21 protein-coding genes are annotated in these 15,647 nt (G+C 71.5%); 1 reads left to right on the top strand and 20 read right to left on the bottom strand.

Annotated features, from left to right (window positions below; all coding sequences use genetic code 11):
* Positions 1–221 precede the first annotated feature (221 nt).
* Positions 222–722, top strand: a complete 501-nt coding sequence (locus C1I95_RS12515; RefSeq protein WP_233513635.1) for an MmpS family transport accessory protein — start codon at positions 222–224, stop codon at positions 720–722.
* Between the two features lie 108 nt (positions 723–830).
* On the opposite strand, the gene C1I95_RS12510 is transcribed toward C1I95_RS12515, so the two are convergent.
* The 20 genes from C1I95_RS12510 to C1I95_RS12420 form a co-directional block, all read right to left on the bottom strand.
* The gene (locus C1I95_RS12510) at positions 831–1,166 is read right to left on the bottom strand and encodes a hypothetical protein (protein ID WP_111213976.1); all 336 of its coding nucleotides are present in this window, start codon (positions 1,164–1,166) and stop codon (positions 831–833) included.
* 137 nt (positions 1,167–1,303) lie between these two features.
* Positions 1,304–1,795 (bottom strand): hypothetical protein, encoded by a 492-nt coding sequence (locus C1I95_RS12505; RefSeq protein WP_111213975.1) that lies wholly within the window; start codon positions 1,793–1,795, stop codon positions 1,304–1,306.
* 2 nt (positions 1,796–1,797) lie between these two features.
* The gene (locus tag C1I95_RS36355; RefSeq protein WP_233513634.1) at positions 1,798–2,814 is read right to left on the bottom strand and encodes a hypothetical protein; all 1,017 of its coding nucleotides are present in this window, start codon (positions 2,812–2,814) and stop codon (positions 1,798–1,800) included.
* Between the two features lie 11 nt (positions 2,815–2,825).
* Positions 2,826–3,614 carry a hypothetical protein gene (locus tag C1I95_RS12495; RefSeq protein WP_111213974.1) on the bottom strand — a complete coding sequence of 263 codons (789 nt, stop codon included), beginning with the start codon at positions 3,612–3,614 and terminating at the stop codon, positions 2,826–2,828.
* Positions 3,615–3,623: 9 nt separating this feature from the next.
* The gene (locus tag C1I95_RS12490) at positions 3,624–4,364 is read right to left on the bottom strand and encodes a hypothetical protein (RefSeq protein ID WP_146605704.1); all 741 of its coding nucleotides are present in this window, start codon (positions 4,362–4,364) and stop codon (positions 3,624–3,626) included.
* Positions 4,364–5,482 carry a DUF5047 domain-containing protein gene (locus C1I95_RS12485; RefSeq protein WP_111213972.1) on the bottom strand — a complete coding sequence of 373 codons (1,119 nt, stop codon included), beginning with the start codon at positions 5,480–5,482 and terminating at the stop codon, positions 4,364–4,366. The genes C1I95_RS12490 and C1I95_RS12485 overlap by 1 nt, the downstream gene beginning before the upstream one ends.
* Complete coding sequence (locus tag C1I95_RS12480) at positions 5,479–6,282, bottom strand: hypothetical protein (RefSeq protein ID WP_111213971.1); 804 nt, start codon at positions 6,280–6,282, stop codon at positions 5,479–5,481. The genes C1I95_RS12485 and C1I95_RS12480 overlap by 4 nt, the downstream gene beginning before the upstream one ends.
* Positions 6,282–9,215, bottom strand: coding sequence for a hypothetical protein (locus C1I95_RS12475; RefSeq protein ID WP_111213970.1), 2,934 nt, complete (start codon positions 9,213–9,215; stop codon positions 6,282–6,284). The genes C1I95_RS12480 and C1I95_RS12475 overlap by 1 nt, the downstream gene beginning before the upstream one ends.
* A complete protein-coding gene (locus tag C1I95_RS12470) occupies positions 9,215–9,655 on the bottom strand; it encodes a hypothetical protein (protein ID WP_111213969.1) in 441 nt (146 codons plus the stop codon). Before C1I95_RS12470 ends, C1I95_RS12475 begins: the two co-directional genes overlap by 1 nt.
* Positions 9,656–9,674: 19 nt before the next feature.
* Complete coding sequence (locus C1I95_RS35210; protein ID WP_158566385.1) at positions 9,675–9,821, bottom strand: hypothetical protein; 147 nt, start codon at positions 9,819–9,821, stop codon at positions 9,675–9,677.
* Positions 9,822–9,844: 23 nt separating this feature from the next.
* Complete coding sequence (locus tag C1I95_RS12465) at positions 9,845–10,156, bottom strand: hypothetical protein (RefSeq protein WP_111213968.1); 312 nt, start codon at positions 10,154–10,156, stop codon at positions 9,845–9,847.
* Positions 10,157–10,170: 14 nt separating this feature from the next.
* Positions 10,171–10,515 carry a hypothetical protein gene (locus C1I95_RS12460; RefSeq protein ID WP_111213967.1) on the bottom strand — a complete coding sequence of 115 codons (345 nt, stop codon included), beginning with the start codon at positions 10,513–10,515 and terminating at the stop codon, positions 10,171–10,173.
* Positions 10,515–10,934 carry a hypothetical protein gene (locus C1I95_RS12455; RefSeq protein WP_111213966.1) on the bottom strand — a complete coding sequence of 140 codons (420 nt, stop codon included), beginning with the start codon at positions 10,932–10,934 and terminating at the stop codon, positions 10,515–10,517. Before C1I95_RS12455 ends, C1I95_RS12460 begins: the two co-directional genes overlap by 1 nt.
* Positions 10,935–11,306, bottom strand: a complete 372-nt coding sequence (locus C1I95_RS12450) for a hypothetical protein (RefSeq protein ID WP_111213965.1) — start codon at positions 11,304–11,306, stop codon at positions 10,935–10,937.
* An 8-nt stretch (positions 11,307–11,314) separates the two neighbouring features.
* On the bottom strand, positions 11,315–12,178 hold the full coding sequence (locus C1I95_RS12445) for a hypothetical protein (protein WP_233513633.1): 864 nt from the start codon (positions 12,176–12,178) through the stop codon (positions 11,315–11,317).
* A complete protein-coding gene (locus C1I95_RS12440) occupies positions 12,175–13,002 on the bottom strand; it encodes a DUF4082 domain-containing protein (RefSeq protein ID WP_111213964.1) in 828 nt (275 codons plus the stop codon). Before C1I95_RS12440 ends, C1I95_RS12445 begins: the two co-directional genes overlap by 4 nt.
* A 3-nt stretch (positions 13,003–13,005) precedes the next feature.
* A complete protein-coding gene (locus tag C1I95_RS12435) occupies positions 13,006–13,419 on the bottom strand; it encodes a hypothetical protein (RefSeq protein ID WP_111213963.1) in 414 nt (137 codons plus the stop codon).
* Positions 13,420–13,425: 6 nt separating this feature from the next.
* On the bottom strand, positions 13,426–13,719 hold the full coding sequence (locus C1I95_RS12430; protein ID WP_111213962.1) for a hypothetical protein: 294 nt from the start codon (positions 13,717–13,719) through the stop codon (positions 13,426–13,428).
* Positions 13,720–13,795: 76 nt separating this feature from the next.
* Positions 13,796–14,200 carry a Bbp16 family capsid cement protein gene (locus C1I95_RS12425; protein ID WP_111213961.1) on the bottom strand — a complete coding sequence of 135 codons (405 nt, stop codon included), beginning with the start codon at positions 14,198–14,200 and terminating at the stop codon, positions 13,796–13,798.
* A 47-nt stretch (positions 14,201–14,247) separates the two neighbouring features.
* Positions 14,248–15,489, bottom strand: a complete 1,242-nt coding sequence (locus C1I95_RS12420; RefSeq protein WP_111213960.1) for a phage major capsid protein — start codon at positions 15,487–15,489, stop codon at positions 14,248–14,250.
* Between the last annotated feature and the right edge of the window lie 158 nt (positions 15,490–15,647).

Genomic DNA, 15,647 nt, shown 5'->3' with positions numbered 1-15,647 from the left:
CTGACAGACACCAGCAGCAGCGCGCATCATGCAACGGTCCAACACGCCCCCCTGCCGTCGGGTCGCTCTGGCGCGGGCGGCACTACGAGGCGCTGCTGTGCGGCACCTGCCACGTCGTGGAGCACGAGACGCGCGCCTGATCCGAGCCAGCGAGGCCCCGCCCTCCACCAGGCCCGTCCAGGGGGGCCGTTGGTCCAGGCCCTCTCACCGAGGTGGACACGATGACTATCGGCTGGGCGACAGTCGGGTTTCGCCGCAGCGCGACGAGCCCTAGCTTCGTGCCTTTGCCGATCCGAGGAGAACTTCTCTTGCGTACGAAACTCACTACGGCCGGTGTAGTCGTGCTGGCGGTCATGGCCATCGCGTGCGGCGCTGGCGAGAGCGACACGGCCGGGCCCGGGGCGCAGGACCAGGCGGCCGGGGCCGCGGACAAGAAGGGCGGCAAGAAGGGCGAGAAGAAGATCGTTCTGGAGGTGACCGGCCCGAAGTCCGCGGACGTGACCTATGGACTTAACGCCGACCAGTCTCAGGCCAACGGGGCGAAGCTGCCCTGGAAGAAGGAACTGACCTCGGCGGAGGCGATCGTCATCCCGACGATCGTGGCGCAGTCGAAGGGCTCCGGCAAGATCAAGTGCAAGATCACGATCGATGGTGAAGTCGTCAAGGAGAACGCTTCCGAAGGCGAGTTCGCGGTAGTCACCTGCACCGCCGACAACTTCTGACGCTGGCACGCAGAAGGGGGCCCCACTCTCCCTCGGGGGAGAGCAGGGCCCCTTCGCGCGTTGGTCGGTCCCGGCCAGGACGTCACGGCCGGCACCGCGCCGATGATCCTACCGGGACGGGGGCGTGAGGTACTTGGTGTCGACGTCGGCCGGCGGTAGACCGTAGGTGGGCTGGCCGGTGTCGATGCCCAGTGACAGCAGCCACCGGGCGATGGTCCGTGCCGCGGCCGGCAGCCAGCCGTCGCCGGTGCGGGCCTCGAGCCAGCGGCCCACCGCGTACAGCCCGCCGGTCATGGCCACCGCGAGGATCTCGTAGACCACGATTGAGTCGATGAGGATGCCGAACCGGGTGGCCACGTAGGCGACGACCGCCGCGGTGAGGTGGCCGATCAGCAGCGGCCAGTAGGTCCGCACGTAGGCGGCCCAACGATCGGACAGGGACATGGTTCCTCTCCTCAGGTGGTTAGAGTGGCTCCGGGTGTGGGGTTGGCGTCACGCGGCGGTAGCCATGCGCCGTACGGTGCTCCTGGTGGGTGTGCCCACGGGCCAGACCATCGAGCCGGCCGGGCCTCCCCACCCCATCAATGACGGTCAGCGTGCAAGGTCAGCTGCGCTTTCAGATCCCCGACTTGCGCGGTCAGCGCCGCGCACGTCGCCTCGCTCTTAGCCAGCGCGATCCGGAGCTGGTCACGCTCCGCCTGGGTGGCGCGCAGCTCGGCCGACAGGTGCTGCTCCGTGCGCTCCAGCTGGGCAATGCGCGACTCCAGGGCGGTGACCCGTTGCCGGAGCCGCTCGGCCTCGCCGGACGTTTGGGCCAGGGACTGCTGGGCCGTCTCCAGCGCCGTACGGACGCGCTGCAGCTCGCCACGTAGATCCTGGGTGAGCTCCTGGTAGATGTCCTGTCTGAGTTTGTCGGCCTCCGCGCGCAGCTGCTCGGCCTGCGCCGTGGCGATCGCCGCCTGACCGGCCCTGGCCCGGCGGGAGAGCAGATGCCCGACCACCGGCCCGACGATCGCGCCGCCGGCGAGCGCGCCGCCGGCGCCGATCAGCGCGACCAGGACGGTCGGCTCCACTGTCAGCCCTGCGGGACGGTTAGCCGCTTGAGCAGCTGGTCGGTCAGGGCCCAGGCCAGCTCGGGCGACGCGGCGAGCTGGGCGGCCAGCACCGGCACCGGGACCGCTGCGGCGAGCCCATGCAGGTCGAGTGCCTTGGCCAGGTGCACGTAGTCGACGGCCGGAGCGACCGGCTTGGGGACGTGCTTCGCGATCAGCTTCAAGACCTCCTGGTCGCGGTACATGTCGCCCAGCCGGGTCCAGGTGTCCGCGTAGCAGACTGACCCGTCGCCGGTCCACTTCGGGTTCCACTTCCGCTCGGCTGCCGCGACGAACGCCTGCACCTGCGGGCCGTACTTCGCGTCGACCTTGATCGGGTCGGTGATCGGCTTGCCGGTCTTGACGTCCCTGGGCTCGAGCCCGTCGAGGCGCTCCAGTCGCCGCTGGAGCAGCCGGACGCCGTGCCCCTCGTCGTTCAGGCGCACGAAGATGCTGTCCATGTCGTCCTCCAGTAGGCCGATGGTGGTCAGGTAGCGGCGGAACAGCGGGGTCTGGTCGCGGTTCGCCTTGATCGAGTCACGGAAGAAGCTGAAGTGGGTGTGCCACAGGTGCGACCGGTCACCGCTGCTGCGCCGGCCGAGCCGGTCCCAGCGGCGGACCACCTTGCCGTCCGGGCTGTAGATGATCTCCCGGATGTCCTCGGTACCCGGCGCCTTCGCTTCGCATTGGGCGACGCACCAGGTCGAGAAGCTGAACAGGTTGTGCTCACGGCCGCCTGAACTGACCCGGAACATGCCCACGTCCAGGGCGGCGGCGTCGAGCGTCAGCCCGTTGCGGTCCCGGGACGACTCCACCACCGAGTAGTCGTTCGTGACGACCCGGTCGGATCCGCAGTGATAGCCGCCGCGGTGGTTCGCATCGCCGACGATGCCGACCTCGGCGGGTTCGAGGTCATCCTCGCGCACCCGGTTCGGATCGCGGTTGAGGTGCTGGAGCAACAGGCTGCGGACAGCCTGAAGGTTCGCCGGTGCGCGCGTCATCAGAGTTCTCCTCAGCCGTAGAGGTGGACCAGGACGAGGCCCTGCCCGCCGCCGGCACCCATCTGCTGGGCGGTGGACGGACCCGCCACGGCGCCGCTGCCACCGCCGCCGTACAGGCCGCCCTGGATGCCGGTGTTGTTCCCGGTGACGACCCCGTTGCCGCGGCCGCCGCCACCCATCCGGGACGATCCGCCCTGACCGGAGATGGCGCCGGTGGCGCCGAGGCGGGCCGCTGAGCCGCCGCCCTGACCCTTCACGTACCAGTCGCCCGTCGGGACGGTCGCCGACGCGGGCGCGCCGTTTGCGGCGCCTGGGGTGCCCGCCGCGCCCAGGGCCACCCCACCGAGCCCTCCGGGTGCCGAGCACACGGTGCCGAAGGCAGCTGCCGAGGCGTTGCCGCCGGAGCCGCCGAGCACCCCGGTGGCGCCCGCCGGGACGGTGACGGTCACCGACGCCGCCAGCGACGACATCGGCACCCAGGCCGTGGCCCAGTCACCGCCGGAGCCTCCGGAGCCGGCCGCGGTCTGCCCCGCCGCCGTCGCCGGCGTACCGCCGCCCGCGCCACCCGAGCCCTGGCACTCGATCCGCGCCGCGCGGGCCAGGGGGTGGTCCGCCTTGACGAAGGTGTGGCTGCCGGTGCTGGTGTATCGGATCGTCTCCAGGTACCGGTAGCCGGCGTCGAGCCGCCCGACTTCCTCTTCGATCGCCTCGGCCAGTTCCCGGGTGGCCAGTGGCAGGTCCGGCTCGTCGTCGCTGGTGAGGTACGGCCAGCCGTACTTCGATGTGGATCCACTCGGCACGATTTCCTCCTACAGTGGAATGACGGCCAGCATGCGCGACGAGAACGCGATCTGCCCGGCCGCGTCGGCGCCGCCCAAATTCAGCGCGGAATACATCATTTCGACGGTGTATTCACCTGCCGCAGGGAACATGAACCCGCTGGCGACGCTGACCAGCGACGCGGCAAATAACGTGTTCTCCTGCCCGTTGGTTTGCATCAGCAGCTTGCGGTCGTCACTCGGCGGCGCGGTCACCGTGCCGGTCGATACCTGCGTGATGCGGTACCCGACGCGGCCATTGCGGTACTGCGGTGGGGCGGCTCCGACGTCGGACGCGAACTGCATCTGGGCGCTGAGGATGATGAGTGCCCGCCGGTTGGGGCCGATCCGCACCGGCACGGTCGGGCCCAGCCCGTCCGGCGCCGACACATAGTCGGGATAGGTGGACGTGACCCGGATGAACGACGACACGGCATCTGTCGCGGTCGTGATCATTTGCAGTGCGGACGCCGCTTCCGGTGTCCCCGGGATGGTGATACGGCCCAACACAAACCACGTGCGGCCGGCGGTGAGGATGCCGACCACGGCCCCCGGGGTGATCAGTAGCGCCTCGGAGGTATTGAATATCGGCAAGTCCTCCACGACGGCGCCGGCGACAGCGATTTTGTTTTTAGCGGTGTCCGGATTCCACTCGACCACGACGCCCTGCCGGAATCCCAGCCCGTCACCATCCGGGGGGAGTAGGAACGGGACCATGTCGTCGCCGCGCATCACAGCCCTCCCAGGTTGATCAGTGTCTGTTCGCGGGTGGTCGCGGTCATCTCCGCGGTGGCGACGAGCGGCACGGTGAGCCGCTCGATCACGTGGGTCTCCGACCGGCCCGGGTACGTGATCCGCACCGGGTCCCACGGCTCCAGCGCCGGATTGGGGACCAGGCCGAAGTCGACGGAGTAGGGCAGGCCGATGCTGCGGGCCAGGATCGACGCGGCGGCGGCGCGTGCCTGACCGTTGTCGATCAGGAACGGGCTGGAGAAGAACTGCGGCACCTGCCCGAACGGCCCGAACCAGTACGTCGGACTCGACGGGTTGTTGTCGATCACCACGGCGCGGGCCGGCACCACCGTGTCGGCGCCTTCGCCGACAGCAACAACCCCGTTGTGGACGCCGTCACGAGACAGCTCCCGGGCGAGAGACACCAGCACGCCGCCGGCGCCATGGGAGACCTCGAAGACCGGGACGGTCGTCGGCGGCGGGCTCTTGATCACCAGATGGCCGCGGTGGTCCCACCACCACACCTTGCCGTGGGCCTGCACCAGCTCAGCGAGGAACTCGTACCGGTCCTGCTCGATCATCAGGCTGCGGCGCAGGACCGTGGCAGGGGTGTCGTCGTCCCACTCGATCACGGCCGCCGGATGCACCTCTCGCACCAGGTGCTCGACGACCGCACCAAGGGTGGAGCCCGTCGGGTACTGCCGCGCGGCTGTCAGCTGCGCGTCTTTGATTCCGGCCATGCGGTCCTGGCCGGCGATCTGGATCTGCCCGTCCGGCACCTCGGCCTGGGAGGGAGAGTCGATCCTGAAGTAGCCGAGCGACACCCACTCGGTGCGGCCGGACCGGTACTGGACACCGCGCCGGACGTGGATCTCGTTGCCGTACGGGGCCAGCGGCGAGCTGGGGCGGGTGGGCCACAGGCCGCGCCCGGCGACGGTCAGATCAATTGTGGACCGTACGTCCGCCGTACCGTCCAGCTGGACGTCGCCGGACTCGATCTGCAGCAGCAGCCCGTCAGGGGCCACCCCGGTCTGCCCAGGGGCGACCACCCGCGCCTCCGCCACCATTCGATGGCTGGACCGGACGGTGCGGAGGAACTCCTCGGAGACAGGTCTCATGGCACGATCACGTCTTCCGGGTCGCCGATCAGCTCCAGCAGGTCCGCGCAGGTCGGATGCGCGGCGAGCAAATCCGCGCACGTCGCGTAGGTGGCCAGGACCGTCGCGCAGGTCAGCGTCGCGCCGACCACGTCCGGGCCCGGTGCCGCGACCTCGATACAAGGCAGCACGAACACCCGTCGTCTGGAGCGCCGGGCCGGGCGGCTGATGTTGACGGTGTCGATCGCCACGTAGCCGCCCGGTACGTCGACGGCAGCCGGGACATGGATCAGCATCGTGTCACCGGCCGCCATGATCTGATCCAGCTCGGCGGCATCGGCCGGCGTCTCGGTCAGGACCTCCAATGTCCACCGCCGCGACCCGCGCACATCCGACACCGCCACCGGCATGCTGCGGCCCACCACGTCGAAGATCCCGGCCCGCGGAGGCCGCTCGACATCGCCGAAGTCCTTGACGATCACCTGCCGGTTGAGGAACGGCCTGGCCACGCTCTTGATCCACACCCCGCCCAGGGTCGGGGTGATCGTCGCCGTCTCGCTGGCGACGGTGGCCTGCGTGGCGACGTCGACGACCCGCACCCGGTACCGGTTGACCACCCCGTCGACGAACTCGTAGTCGTCCACCTTGACGTCGACGCCGGCGGTGCCGTTCCGATCCTGGCCACCCCGCACCGTCGTCCATCGGATGCCGTTGGTGGACCGCTCGACCACCGCGGTGGCCGGGTCGGTGTGGCTGCCCGGCACGGTGCCGGACAGCCGCACCCGCGCCAGCCGGCCGTCGTACGTGGCGGTCAGCGCCATCAGCGTGCCCTCCCCGACCCGGCTATCACCCGGCGCCGCAGCTGCCGGCGATCCTCGCGGGTCCGCTCGTCGACCTCGACCCGCACGATGTCGGTGATCTCCCGGTCACCGACGAACACCCGCGCCTCCACATGCAGGTTCACGGGCGCGGCCGGCGCAGTGCCGCCACCGGTACGGACGGCGGCCTCGATCATCGACGCGAGCCGGGACAGCGGCGCCACTGCTTCGTCCTCGCCGCCCTCACCGACCCAGGCGAGGGTGCCGCCCCGGGTGGCCCGCACGATGCCGCCCTTGGCCAGCTGCGGAAGCTTCGGCATGGAGAAGCCTTTGCCGCCGAACGGCCCACCCACCCACGACGGGACGGTGAAGCTGAGCTTGCCGACGGTGCCGTTCCATAGTCGACTGATCCCGTTGAACGCGGCCTTGAACGGCGCCATGAGGATGTCGCGTACCGGTGCCAGCCGGGACCGCAACTTCCCGCCCAGATCGCCCAGCCAGTTCAGCAGGCGACCGAGCTGGTCGATGGCGCGTTGGCGTAGGTCGAGGACCCAGCCGATCACCCGTGCGAACAGGGCCCGCCATGCGTTGAAGCCAGCGACGATGCGGTCTTTGAGCCAGATCGCGGCGGCGGCCACGGCCCGCCACGCCGGCACGGTGACGTTGCGCCACCACCAGAGCAGCGCGTTGCCGACCACCTTCCAGCCGGCGAGCACGAGGCTGAACCACGGCTTGAGGACGTTGTCCCACAACCACCGGGCGCCCTTGGCGATCCCGGCGAACGCGGCGTCGACGATCGCGCGGAAGGTGTCGCAACGCTTGTAGGCCAAGATCAACCCTGCGATGAGCAGGCCGATCGCGAGGACGATCAGCGTGATCGGCGAGGTGGCGATCTGCACCGCCACGCCGAGCGCCGTGCTGGCCGCCGCCGCGCCCCATGTCGCGACGGTGCCGGCGATCGTCGCGGCCCGCTGCAGGCCCGCCGTGACGATCGACCGCTTCTGGACGACGTCGACCGCCGTCTGCGCCGCCGCCTGACCGCGCAGCAGCGCGTTGTTGAGCCGCACCGCCCGGCCCAGCCGGAACTGCGCGACGGTCTGCGCGACCTGGATGGGCACCGACGCCGCGGCGGCGACGTTGCCGGCGACCTGCGCTCCCTTCACGACGATCAGTCCGGCAGCCAGGTACGGCAACGCCTTGGCCACCGTGTCCAGGTGATCGGCGAGGACCGCGGTCACGACGCCCATCACGTCGAGGGTGTCGCGTAGCCCCGACCCCTCCGACACGACGGTGGGGATGACCTGGGCGACGGAGCCGAGGATGTCGCGGAGCCGCTCGAAGAAGTCGCCGACGGCCTGCTGGCCCTGGGCGGAGTCCAGCCACTCCCGCATCGCCCGGGTGCCGGCCTCGAAGCCCTCGAAGGCGGAGCCGCCGTCGTCGGCCGCCCGGAAGATCGCCCGCACCGACCCGACGATGTTGGTGGTGATCTGCCACAGGGTGCGTAGCGCCGCCGTGCCCTGGGTGACCCACTGCTGCATCCGGCCCGACTCACGGGCGGAGATCGCCCACGCCTCGAAGCGCTCGGCGATCGACTGCACCCAGCCACCGAAGGCGGGCATGAAGGTCTGGCCGGCTGCGGCGAACTGCATGAACCCGGACAGGAACGGAGTGAAGGCGCGGGCGAGGCGCTCCGTGAAGCCGGCGGTGCCGTCGAGCGCCGCGCCGACGTCGGCGACGCCACGCGAGCTGGACAGGTACGCCGAGACCTGCCGCACGGCGGTGTTCCAGGCGCCGCCCATGCGCAGCAGCCACTTCGACGCCATGGGCAGGGTGGCGCCGGACAGGCGCACCAGATCCCGGTCGACGTTCTGCCACGCCCGGTTCTGCGCGGCGCGGGACGCCGCCGACCAGGCCGGCACGAGCGACCGCAGCGTCAGGATCACCCTGCGTGCGGACGGCGCCAGCTTGTCCAGGGCGTCCGTGCCCCCGCCGATCCCGCCGCCGCCGGCGGCCCGCTGGCTGGCCTGCGCGACCGCGTCTTGGGCGTCGGCGAGCCGCTCGGCCGCCTCCGCGGCCGCGCGCTGCGCCTCGGCCTGCCGCTCCAGGGCAGCCTGCACGGCGTCGCTGCCTTCGACGCCCTTGCGCGCGGATTCGGCCTGCTCCTGCGCCAGGTCCTCGTGCGCGTCCCGGGCGTTCTCCACGCCGAGGATGGCCTGCCGCAGCGCCAGATCGGCGCGGCGGATCAGCTCCGGTGCCCGCTGCCGGGCGTCGTTGAGCTCTTCCTCGGCGCGGATGATGATCCGCGCGTCGCCGGTCTCCCGGGCCCGCTGCAGCTGCTCCTCGGCCCGGGCCACCATCTGCTGCGCGTCGGCCAGGTCCCGCTCGGCGTCCTCCCGTCGGATCGCCGCTTCCTCGGCGTCCAGGGCGGCACCGCGCGTGGCCCTGGACAGGTCGTCGAGCCGTTCGATCTCATCCCGACGAGCCCGGGTGACGGCCTCCTGGGCCCGTTGGGCGTCGCGTTGGGCGTCGGCGAGGGCCCGGGTGGCCGCCCGAACCTGCCGGTGGGCAGCCTCCACCTGCCGGCCGGTGCGGACGGCTGTTCCGCCGCCGCCGCCGATCTGCTGTCCCGTTTCTCGCCACGCTGCCCCGAGCCCCCTGGTGATCGACAGGAAGGCCAGGACCGGGCCGATGACCGCGACCAGCAGCGCGGGCATCGCCGCGAGGATGCCGGTCACCCGGCCCGCGGCCGCACCGAACGCGAGCGCATACGAGGCGGCGCCGCCGAACGCGACGCCCAGGGCGACGACCTTGCCAACGGTGCGGGTGATCTGCCCGACCCGCGACTGCACACCGGAAATCGCCGCCCGCGTCTGCGCGGCCGCCCGCGTGACCCCGGTGGCGTCGCCGCCGAACCGGATCGTGATCGTCCGCGCCATCAGACGCCCCGGTCGAACGCGCGTACGAGCCGGTCAACGCCGCGGCCCGCCTCGGAGTTGATCTCGTGTTGGGCGGCGAGGATGGCCTCCCACATCCAGTACGAGCCGCCACCCAGATGCGGCCGGAACTGCCGGTACGTCCGGGCCCCGAACTCCGATCCGAAGAGGATCTTGTAGGCGGGGGTGCCGCGGCGGCCGACCCGGGCGGAGCCGCCGGCGACGATTGACGGCTCTCGCCCGGGCACAGGCCGCACCGTCGGCGCCATCAGCGCCGACTGCCTCGAGTCCGCCCGCGCGTTGGCGGCGACACGGCCGGAGAGGGCGACCGCCAGCCGGGAACCGACCTCCCGGGTCTCCTGGTCGGCGTCGGCGGGCAGCATCTGCAGGTCCCGCAGTACCGGCCACACCCCGTCGACCCGCACCGTGATCCGATCCACCACGCCACCTCCCGACCTCGGGTCAGCCGCTCATCGGCGGCCCGTCGTCGCCGTCCCGGCCGCGGGCGCGGCGGGCTCGGTCCTGCTCGTCGGCGAACAGCTCCAGGGCGGTGCGGATCGTCCGCCCGTCCTGCTCCGCCCACACCGATGGGGCGATGCCCGTGTGCATCGCCAGCGCGATGACCGACCGGCTCAGCGAGCCGGCCGGGTAGGGTCCTCCGGACCGCCCTCGTCGCCGTCCTCGTCCTCGTCCTTGGTCTTGTCGTCGAGCAGGTCCAGCTCGACGCCAGCCTCGAAGTTGGCGAGCGGGCCGTCGAAGTGACCGAGCCGTTTCGCGGCGATCCAGGCCATCTTGTAGAGGTCGGTGATCCTGAGATCCCGCTCCAGCTGGGCCATCGACGCGCCCTTGGTCGTCCGCTCCCACATCAAGATGTCTCGGGAGCCGGCGGTGATGGTGACTGGGTCATCCGGCCGCTCGTCGAAGGTCAGCTTGAACTCGAACACTCGCGTTCTCTCCTCTACAGGCTGATGACCGCGCGGTCGACGTCGACCACCGCGGAGTAGTTGACGTGGACCCGGCCCGCGTCCGGCTCGCCCTGCGGGACAGCGAAGGTCCTGGCGGGCAGCGGCCCGATCAGTCGCTGCTCGCCGGCCGGCACCGACCGCACCAGGTTTGCCACGGCCAGGCCGTCCTGGGTGGCGGTGGCCACCACCGTCACCGTGATCGCCGAACCGCCGCCGTTGGCCACCCAGAGCGCCACCTGCCCGGCGTCGACGACGTCCCCGTCCGCCGTCGCCGGCGTCAGATCCGGATCCAGCCCCGCCCGGGTGATCTGCTGAGTGGCCACGTTCTCCCGGGCCATCAGGCACCCACCCGGCCGTAGACCGGCTTGCCGACACACTGGAGCGTGATCTCGGTGTTCTCGGTCGCCCGAGCCTCGTCACCCACGCTCGGCGCCTTGATGATCACCTGACCGGTCCAGGTGACGTGTTCCGCTGGCCGGTCCGGGTGATGGCCGATCGCGAAGGCGACCGTCTCGCCGTCGTGCACCGTCAGCCAGTCGGAGATGCCGTTCTCGCGCCAGTCGGCCAGCATCGTGAGGTCCAGGCTCCAGTCCGGATCCGCCTCCTCCCGGACCTCACCCTCGGGGCACTGCGTGAAGATCTTTTCCCCGTCTTCGGTGTTGTTGTTCAGCTTCCAGCTACGTACCTGGCACTCGAACGGATTGCTGTCGATGCTGAGCGTGATGTACTTGACTTTCCGCTGGTGTGGAGCAGGCATCTATCCTCCTAGGGCCATGTCGACTTGGATCTGATAGGCGGGCAGGTCCTTGCTGCTGCCCGGGTAGGTCGTCGGGTCAGCGCGGACCACCACGGCGTCGTCGACCGCGTCGAGCGCGGCCGCGACCGGCGGCACCAGTTCGATCAGCCGGGACACCGAACGGTCGTCGTCGTCGACCACGACCCACACGCCGAACCGGCCCGACGTCGGCTCACCGCCGCAGCCGGGCAGCCCCTCCCACGTCAACGCCGGCGGCCCGATCACGGCCGCCGGCGGTGAGACGTCCGGGCCGATGTCCGGGTAGACCCGCACGCCCTTCACCGGGACAAGGGCCTGGTGAAGCCGCTCGGCAGCCTTCTTGATCGGATTCACGCGAGCTCCTACTCAAGGACGTACTTGCTGATCAGCGCCTCGACGTCTGGATCCCAGCGGGACACGCGCACGGTTCCCCACTCGGCCGAGCCCGCGACGCCCTCCGGGCTCTTGCGGCGCATCCACAGCCGGGACGCCAGCAGCAGCGACGCCTCGACCACCTGGGCCGGCACCGCCGGCCACCCCCACCGGGCAGTGATCCGCACCCGCTGACGACCCAGCCGCGACCAGCCACCCCGCGGGCGCAGCAGTGCGGTGATCGGCCGGCCTTTGACCAGCGCGCTGTCCGGCTCGGTCTCGTAGTCGACGACCTCCGTCCAGCCGGCCGCGGCCGACCCGACCTCCACCAGCAGCCCGTCGGTGGAGCCGATGTCGTCGACAAGCAGCCTGTCACCGTCTGCGTCACGCAGCAGCCGCCGCCCGGACGCGCTGACAATGCGGGCCGACACCTGCCGGTCGAGCCAGAACCGCCGCTGCCCGCACTTGTCCTCGATCGCGCGAGAGGCAGCCACCAGCCGCCGGTAGAGGCCCGCGTCGTCTGTAAGGTCCTCTGGCGGGATCTTCCGGTCGTCCTTGAGCTCGGCCAGCGTGCCGTACGTGGGCGGCGCCGGGTCACCGACGTCGACCGCGCCGTGGGTGACGTCGTCGACCGGCCCGGTGACCGTCCACACCCACGTCCACTGACCGGGCGTCGTGGCCACGAACGAGGCGTCGTACACCCCGAGCGAGGCGCGCGTGACCGACGGGGCCGGCGATAGCACCATGCCGTCCGGGCCGACGACCACGACGGTCACCGTCGCGTCGACCAGCTCGCCGTCCGCGTCACGGACCCGGTGCCGGATGTCGATCCGGTCGCCCACATCCCGAGTCACCGCCACCTCCCCACAGAGTCCGTCTCGATCCGTCCCACCGTGGTGTCGGTGACCACGCGCGGCCCGGCGCCCGACACCGCCGCCCCGTCGGCGTGGACGTCCAGGGCCGCGCGCAGCGCCGGCAGCACCGCCGCCAGGCCCGCCGTGCCGGCCGTGCCGGTGCCGGCGAGCGCACCGGTCAGGCCGGGCAGGACCGCGGCGAGCGCGGCGTGGCCGCGGGCGTCGCCGGCGGCCGCCGCGGCGAGCGCGGGCAGCACCGCGACCAGGCCGGCGGCCGCCCCGGCCTGGCCGGCCACCGCGGCGGTGAGCGCCGGCAGCACCCCGTCCAGCTCGGCTGTGGTCTCGTCTTGGTCCAGCTGGAGGATCGGCGAGACGTGGAAGTTGGCCGAGTTGCCGGACTGGGCAGCGGGGAAGGCCGCGGAGCCGGTCAAGTACCCGTTGTCGCTGGTGGTGGCCATCCCGGGGACCGTCACCGGCCACGGGTAGTTCGTGGTGGCCACGTACCGGTCCGGGGTGTAGATGCTCGCCCTGTAGATCGTGTCCGCGACGCCCGAGTACGGTCCGCCGTCGAAGTAGATCCGCAGCTTCTGTCCGGCGGACTCCGGTGGTGGCGTGAAGTCCGCCGACGCCAGCAGCGACCCCGTATCGCTCCAGAGAGCAGCCGCGCACAGCCCCGACGGCAGTGTCTGCGGCACCTGCCACTCCACGCCGGGGATCGGCGCGTCGACGAGCAGCTGCCACCGCACCCCGAGGGCGTAGGACTGGCCCGGATCGACCGCGTCAGGCAGCTCCGGCGGCGCGCCCCAGTCGAAGGTGACCTCCACAGGTCACCCGGGCATCGTGACGGTGCCGCCGGTCAGCCGCAGCACCAGGCCGATGCTGACGGTCACGGTGTTGAGGGTGAGATCCCCGCCGCCGCCGGTGACGGTGGCCGAACCGTCCATCACGGTCCCGCCGGTGGAGTCCTTGGCCCGCCACCACCCGGCGGTGCCCGCCGCCACGCCGACGGTCTCGGGAGCCGGGTCGACGCCGAGCGCAGCCACGCCGGCCGCCGCGGCACCGAACGCCGGATCCGCGAGCGTGAACACCGCGAGCAGGGTCCCGGTGGCGGAGTCGCCGGCGGAAGCCGGCTGACTTCCGGTGCGGATCTCGATCGTGCCCGGTCCGCTGCCGGCGTCGAGCAGGTCGACGATTGCGTCGCACGCCGCGCTGCGCACCGCAGCGGGGAGCCGGATCACCATCGCGGGCTACTCCTCGCGGTCGTCGGGATCCGGGTCCGGGTCCGGGTCGCCCGCGTCGGGGTCCGGATCCGGGTCGGGGTCGGTGGCGGGGTTCGCGGCCTTCCCTCGGCCACGGCCCTTGCCGGCAGGTGCCGGACGCCGGCCGGCGGCACGACGGGGCCGCTCGTCCTCGTCGACCACCGCGACGGCGAAGCCCTTGTCGATCAGCTCCTGGGCCTCGTCGTCGGGCAGGGTCGCCGTCGCGCCGGCGGCGATCGACCGATCCGGTGTCGCGTACAGCGTCTTCATCTCGATCCGCACAGCGGGGGGGTCCTTTCACGCGGCGGGCCCCGACCGGATGTCCGGCCAGGGCCCGCAACGAACGGGTGGGCGTGGGTCAGGCGGGGAGCCGGCGCGGCTTGCCGCGCACGACGGTCGCCCCGACCGGCAGGGTCGGGGTGGTGCCGGCCTTCGCGGTCAGGCACACCCGCAGGTACCGCTTGATGCCCCGGTAGCCGATCTTGTGGACCTGCTGGTGGTTGGCCGACGTGATGACCGGCTCCGTACCGTCGAGCTCGTCGGACGGGACCGCCGTCCAGGCGCTGTTGTCGTCGGAGTGCTGCACCTCGACGGTCAGCGACGCACCGGCACCGGTGATCGTGCCGGCGTCGACGAGCACCACCGCCGAGTCGTAGTTCGCTAGGTCCACGCCGATGCCGTTGACCGGCACCGACGGGTCGTCCTGGCTGGCCGGACGCAGCGACTGCGCGGGCGCCAGGTGGCTGATCAGGTCGCTCCTCATGGCTTCCTCGTTGCCTTTCTGCTCGTGAGCCGTCTAGCGGCGGGTGATCAGGCGGGGACCTTGAGGCGGACGAACGCCTCCTCGAGCACGGGCATGCCGTCCAGTTCCTGGCGGCCGATGAAACCCACCTGGTTGGCTTCCGCGTACAGCTCCACCAGGCGCTGGATCTCCAGGTTCAGCGCCTCTGCGATGTGGTAGAAGCGGAAGTCGGCGATCGCGCCGACGTACTGGTTGCCCGAGATCGTGTTCGGCGCGTACTCCGAGACCACGAACGGGATTTCCAGGATCGTGTCCGGCTGGTCGTTCAGGCCGGCCTTCCACACGTAGAACCCGTCGGTGGTCTTGAGCTTGCGGATGGTCTTGATCAGGTCCCGGTGGTACAGCCACCGGGCGTTGCGCCAGTACGCGGCCTTGCGGGCGTACTTCGCGTCGATCAGCTGGTCCGCCGTCGCGACGGTCAGCGGGATGGCGCCGCCGGCGCCGATCTCGCGGTCGCGGCCGGTGGAGATGCCCTGCGGGCTGGCGGTGAAGACGCCCAGGGGCTTCTTGTTGCCGTCGCCCACCATGTACGCCTTTTCCTGCGACACGCCGAACTTGTACGCCAGGCGCTCGCGGACCAGGTTCTCGGCCCGGTTGGCGGTCAGCCGCAGCAGCTTCCGGCTGATCTTGACGCGCTTGGCGAGGGGGTTCGGCACCAGTTCCCGCTTGCCGAAGCGGATCGAGTCGTCCTGGCTGCCGGTGCGGACCTCGGAGGTCCACTCCGCGTCATCCGCGTCCTGGTCGAGCGTCGGCACGCCCAGCGACGCGGCCTCGGTCAGCTGGTGCACCGTGGCCAGCCCGCGCAGCGGCACGTCGTCGTCGACCTGCTTGATCAGCTCGGAGACGAATGCCTGCGGGGCGACCAGGAAGCCGCCCTCCGGGTCCGAGCCGGCCACCAGCGTCCGCTCCTGCTCCGGAGACAGAGACGCCCGCCCACCGAGCAGGAACTGCCGGAACGCTGCCATGGCCCCGTCGCCGCCACGGTCCGGGCCGTTGCGCTCGCCGCCGGCACGCTCCTCGCGGGCCGGCTGCTCGTCCGGGTCGGCGTCGATGCGCCGCTCCTTCGCGCGCAGCTTCTCCTCCCGCTCGATCTGCGCGTCGCAGCCGTCGACCTCCCCCATCAGGCGGTCGAACTTCGCGTCCTCCTCGGCGGTCAGGTTCCGGCCGCCGTCCTTCTCCGCGGCGTCGAGGATGTCGCGGGCCTGCTTGGCCAGGCCCGCGCGCTCCTGCCGCTTGGCGTTGATGTCCACGCCGTGTCCTTTCGTTGTGGTGAGCCGCCCGGCAGGGGCGGAAGGGGATCAGACCGGGACCGCAGGGGGCCCGGGGGTCTAGCGGACGCCGGCGAGCTGCAGCCGGCGGCGGGCGGTGGCGAGACTGCGGCCGGCGTCGCCGGCGGGCGGTGCCGGTG

The sequence above is a fragment of the Micromonospora craterilacus genome (assembly GCF_003236315.1).
GTDB lineage: Bacteria > Actinomycetota > Actinomycetes > Mycobacteriales > Micromonosporaceae > Micromonospora > Micromonospora craterilacus.
The sequence above is the reverse complement of the archived record's forward strand: the minus strand, read 5'-3'. Positions and strand labels throughout refer to the sequence as shown.

Bases quoted from the DNA above. Each gene is read 5' to 3' on its own strand.
- C1I95_RS12515 (WP_233513635.1), top strand. From the start codon at position 222: ATGACTATCGGCTGGGCGACAGTCGGGTTTCGCCGCAGCGCGACGAGC.
- C1I95_RS12510 (WP_111213976.1), bottom strand. From the start codon at position 1,166: ATGTCCCTGTCCGATCGTTGGGCCGCCTACGTGCGGACCTACTGGCCG.
- C1I95_RS36355 (WP_233513634.1), bottom strand. From the start codon at position 2,814: ATGACGCGCGCACCGGCGAACCTTCAGGCTGTCCGCAGCCTGTTGCTC.
- C1I95_RS12490 (WP_146605704.1), bottom strand. From the start codon at position 4,364: ATGCGCGGCGACGACATGGTCCCGTTCCTACTCCCCCCGGATGGTGAC.
- C1I95_RS12485 (WP_111213972.1), bottom strand. From the start codon at position 5,482: ATGAGACCTGTCTCCGAGGAGTTCCTCCGCACCGTCCGGTCCAGCCAT.
- C1I95_RS12480 (WP_111213971.1), bottom strand. From the start codon at position 6,282: ATGGCGCTGACCGCCACGTACGACGGCCGGCTGGCGCGGGTGCGGCTG.
- C1I95_RS12475 (WP_111213970.1), bottom strand. From the start codon at position 9,215: ATGGCGCGGACGATCACGATCCGGTTCGGCGGCGACGCCACCGGGGTC.
- C1I95_RS35210 (WP_158566385.1), bottom strand. From the start codon at position 9,821: ATGCACACGGGCATCGCCCCATCGGTGTGGGCGGAGCAGGACGGGCGG.
- C1I95_RS12460 (WP_111213967.1), bottom strand. From the start codon at position 10,515: ATGGCCCGGGAGAACGTGGCCACTCAGCAGATCACCCGGGCGGGGCTG.
- C1I95_RS12455 (WP_111213966.1), bottom strand. From the start codon at position 10,934: ATGCCTGCTCCACACCAGCGGAAAGTCAAGTACATCACGCTCAGCATC.
- C1I95_RS12435 (WP_111213963.1), bottom strand. From the start codon at position 13,419: ATGGTGATCCGGCTCCCCGCTGCGGTGCGCAGCGCGGCGTGCGACGCA.
- C1I95_RS12425 (WP_111213961.1), bottom strand. From the start codon at position 14,200: ATGAGGAGCGACCTGATCAGCCACCTGGCGCCCGCGCAGTCGCTGCGT.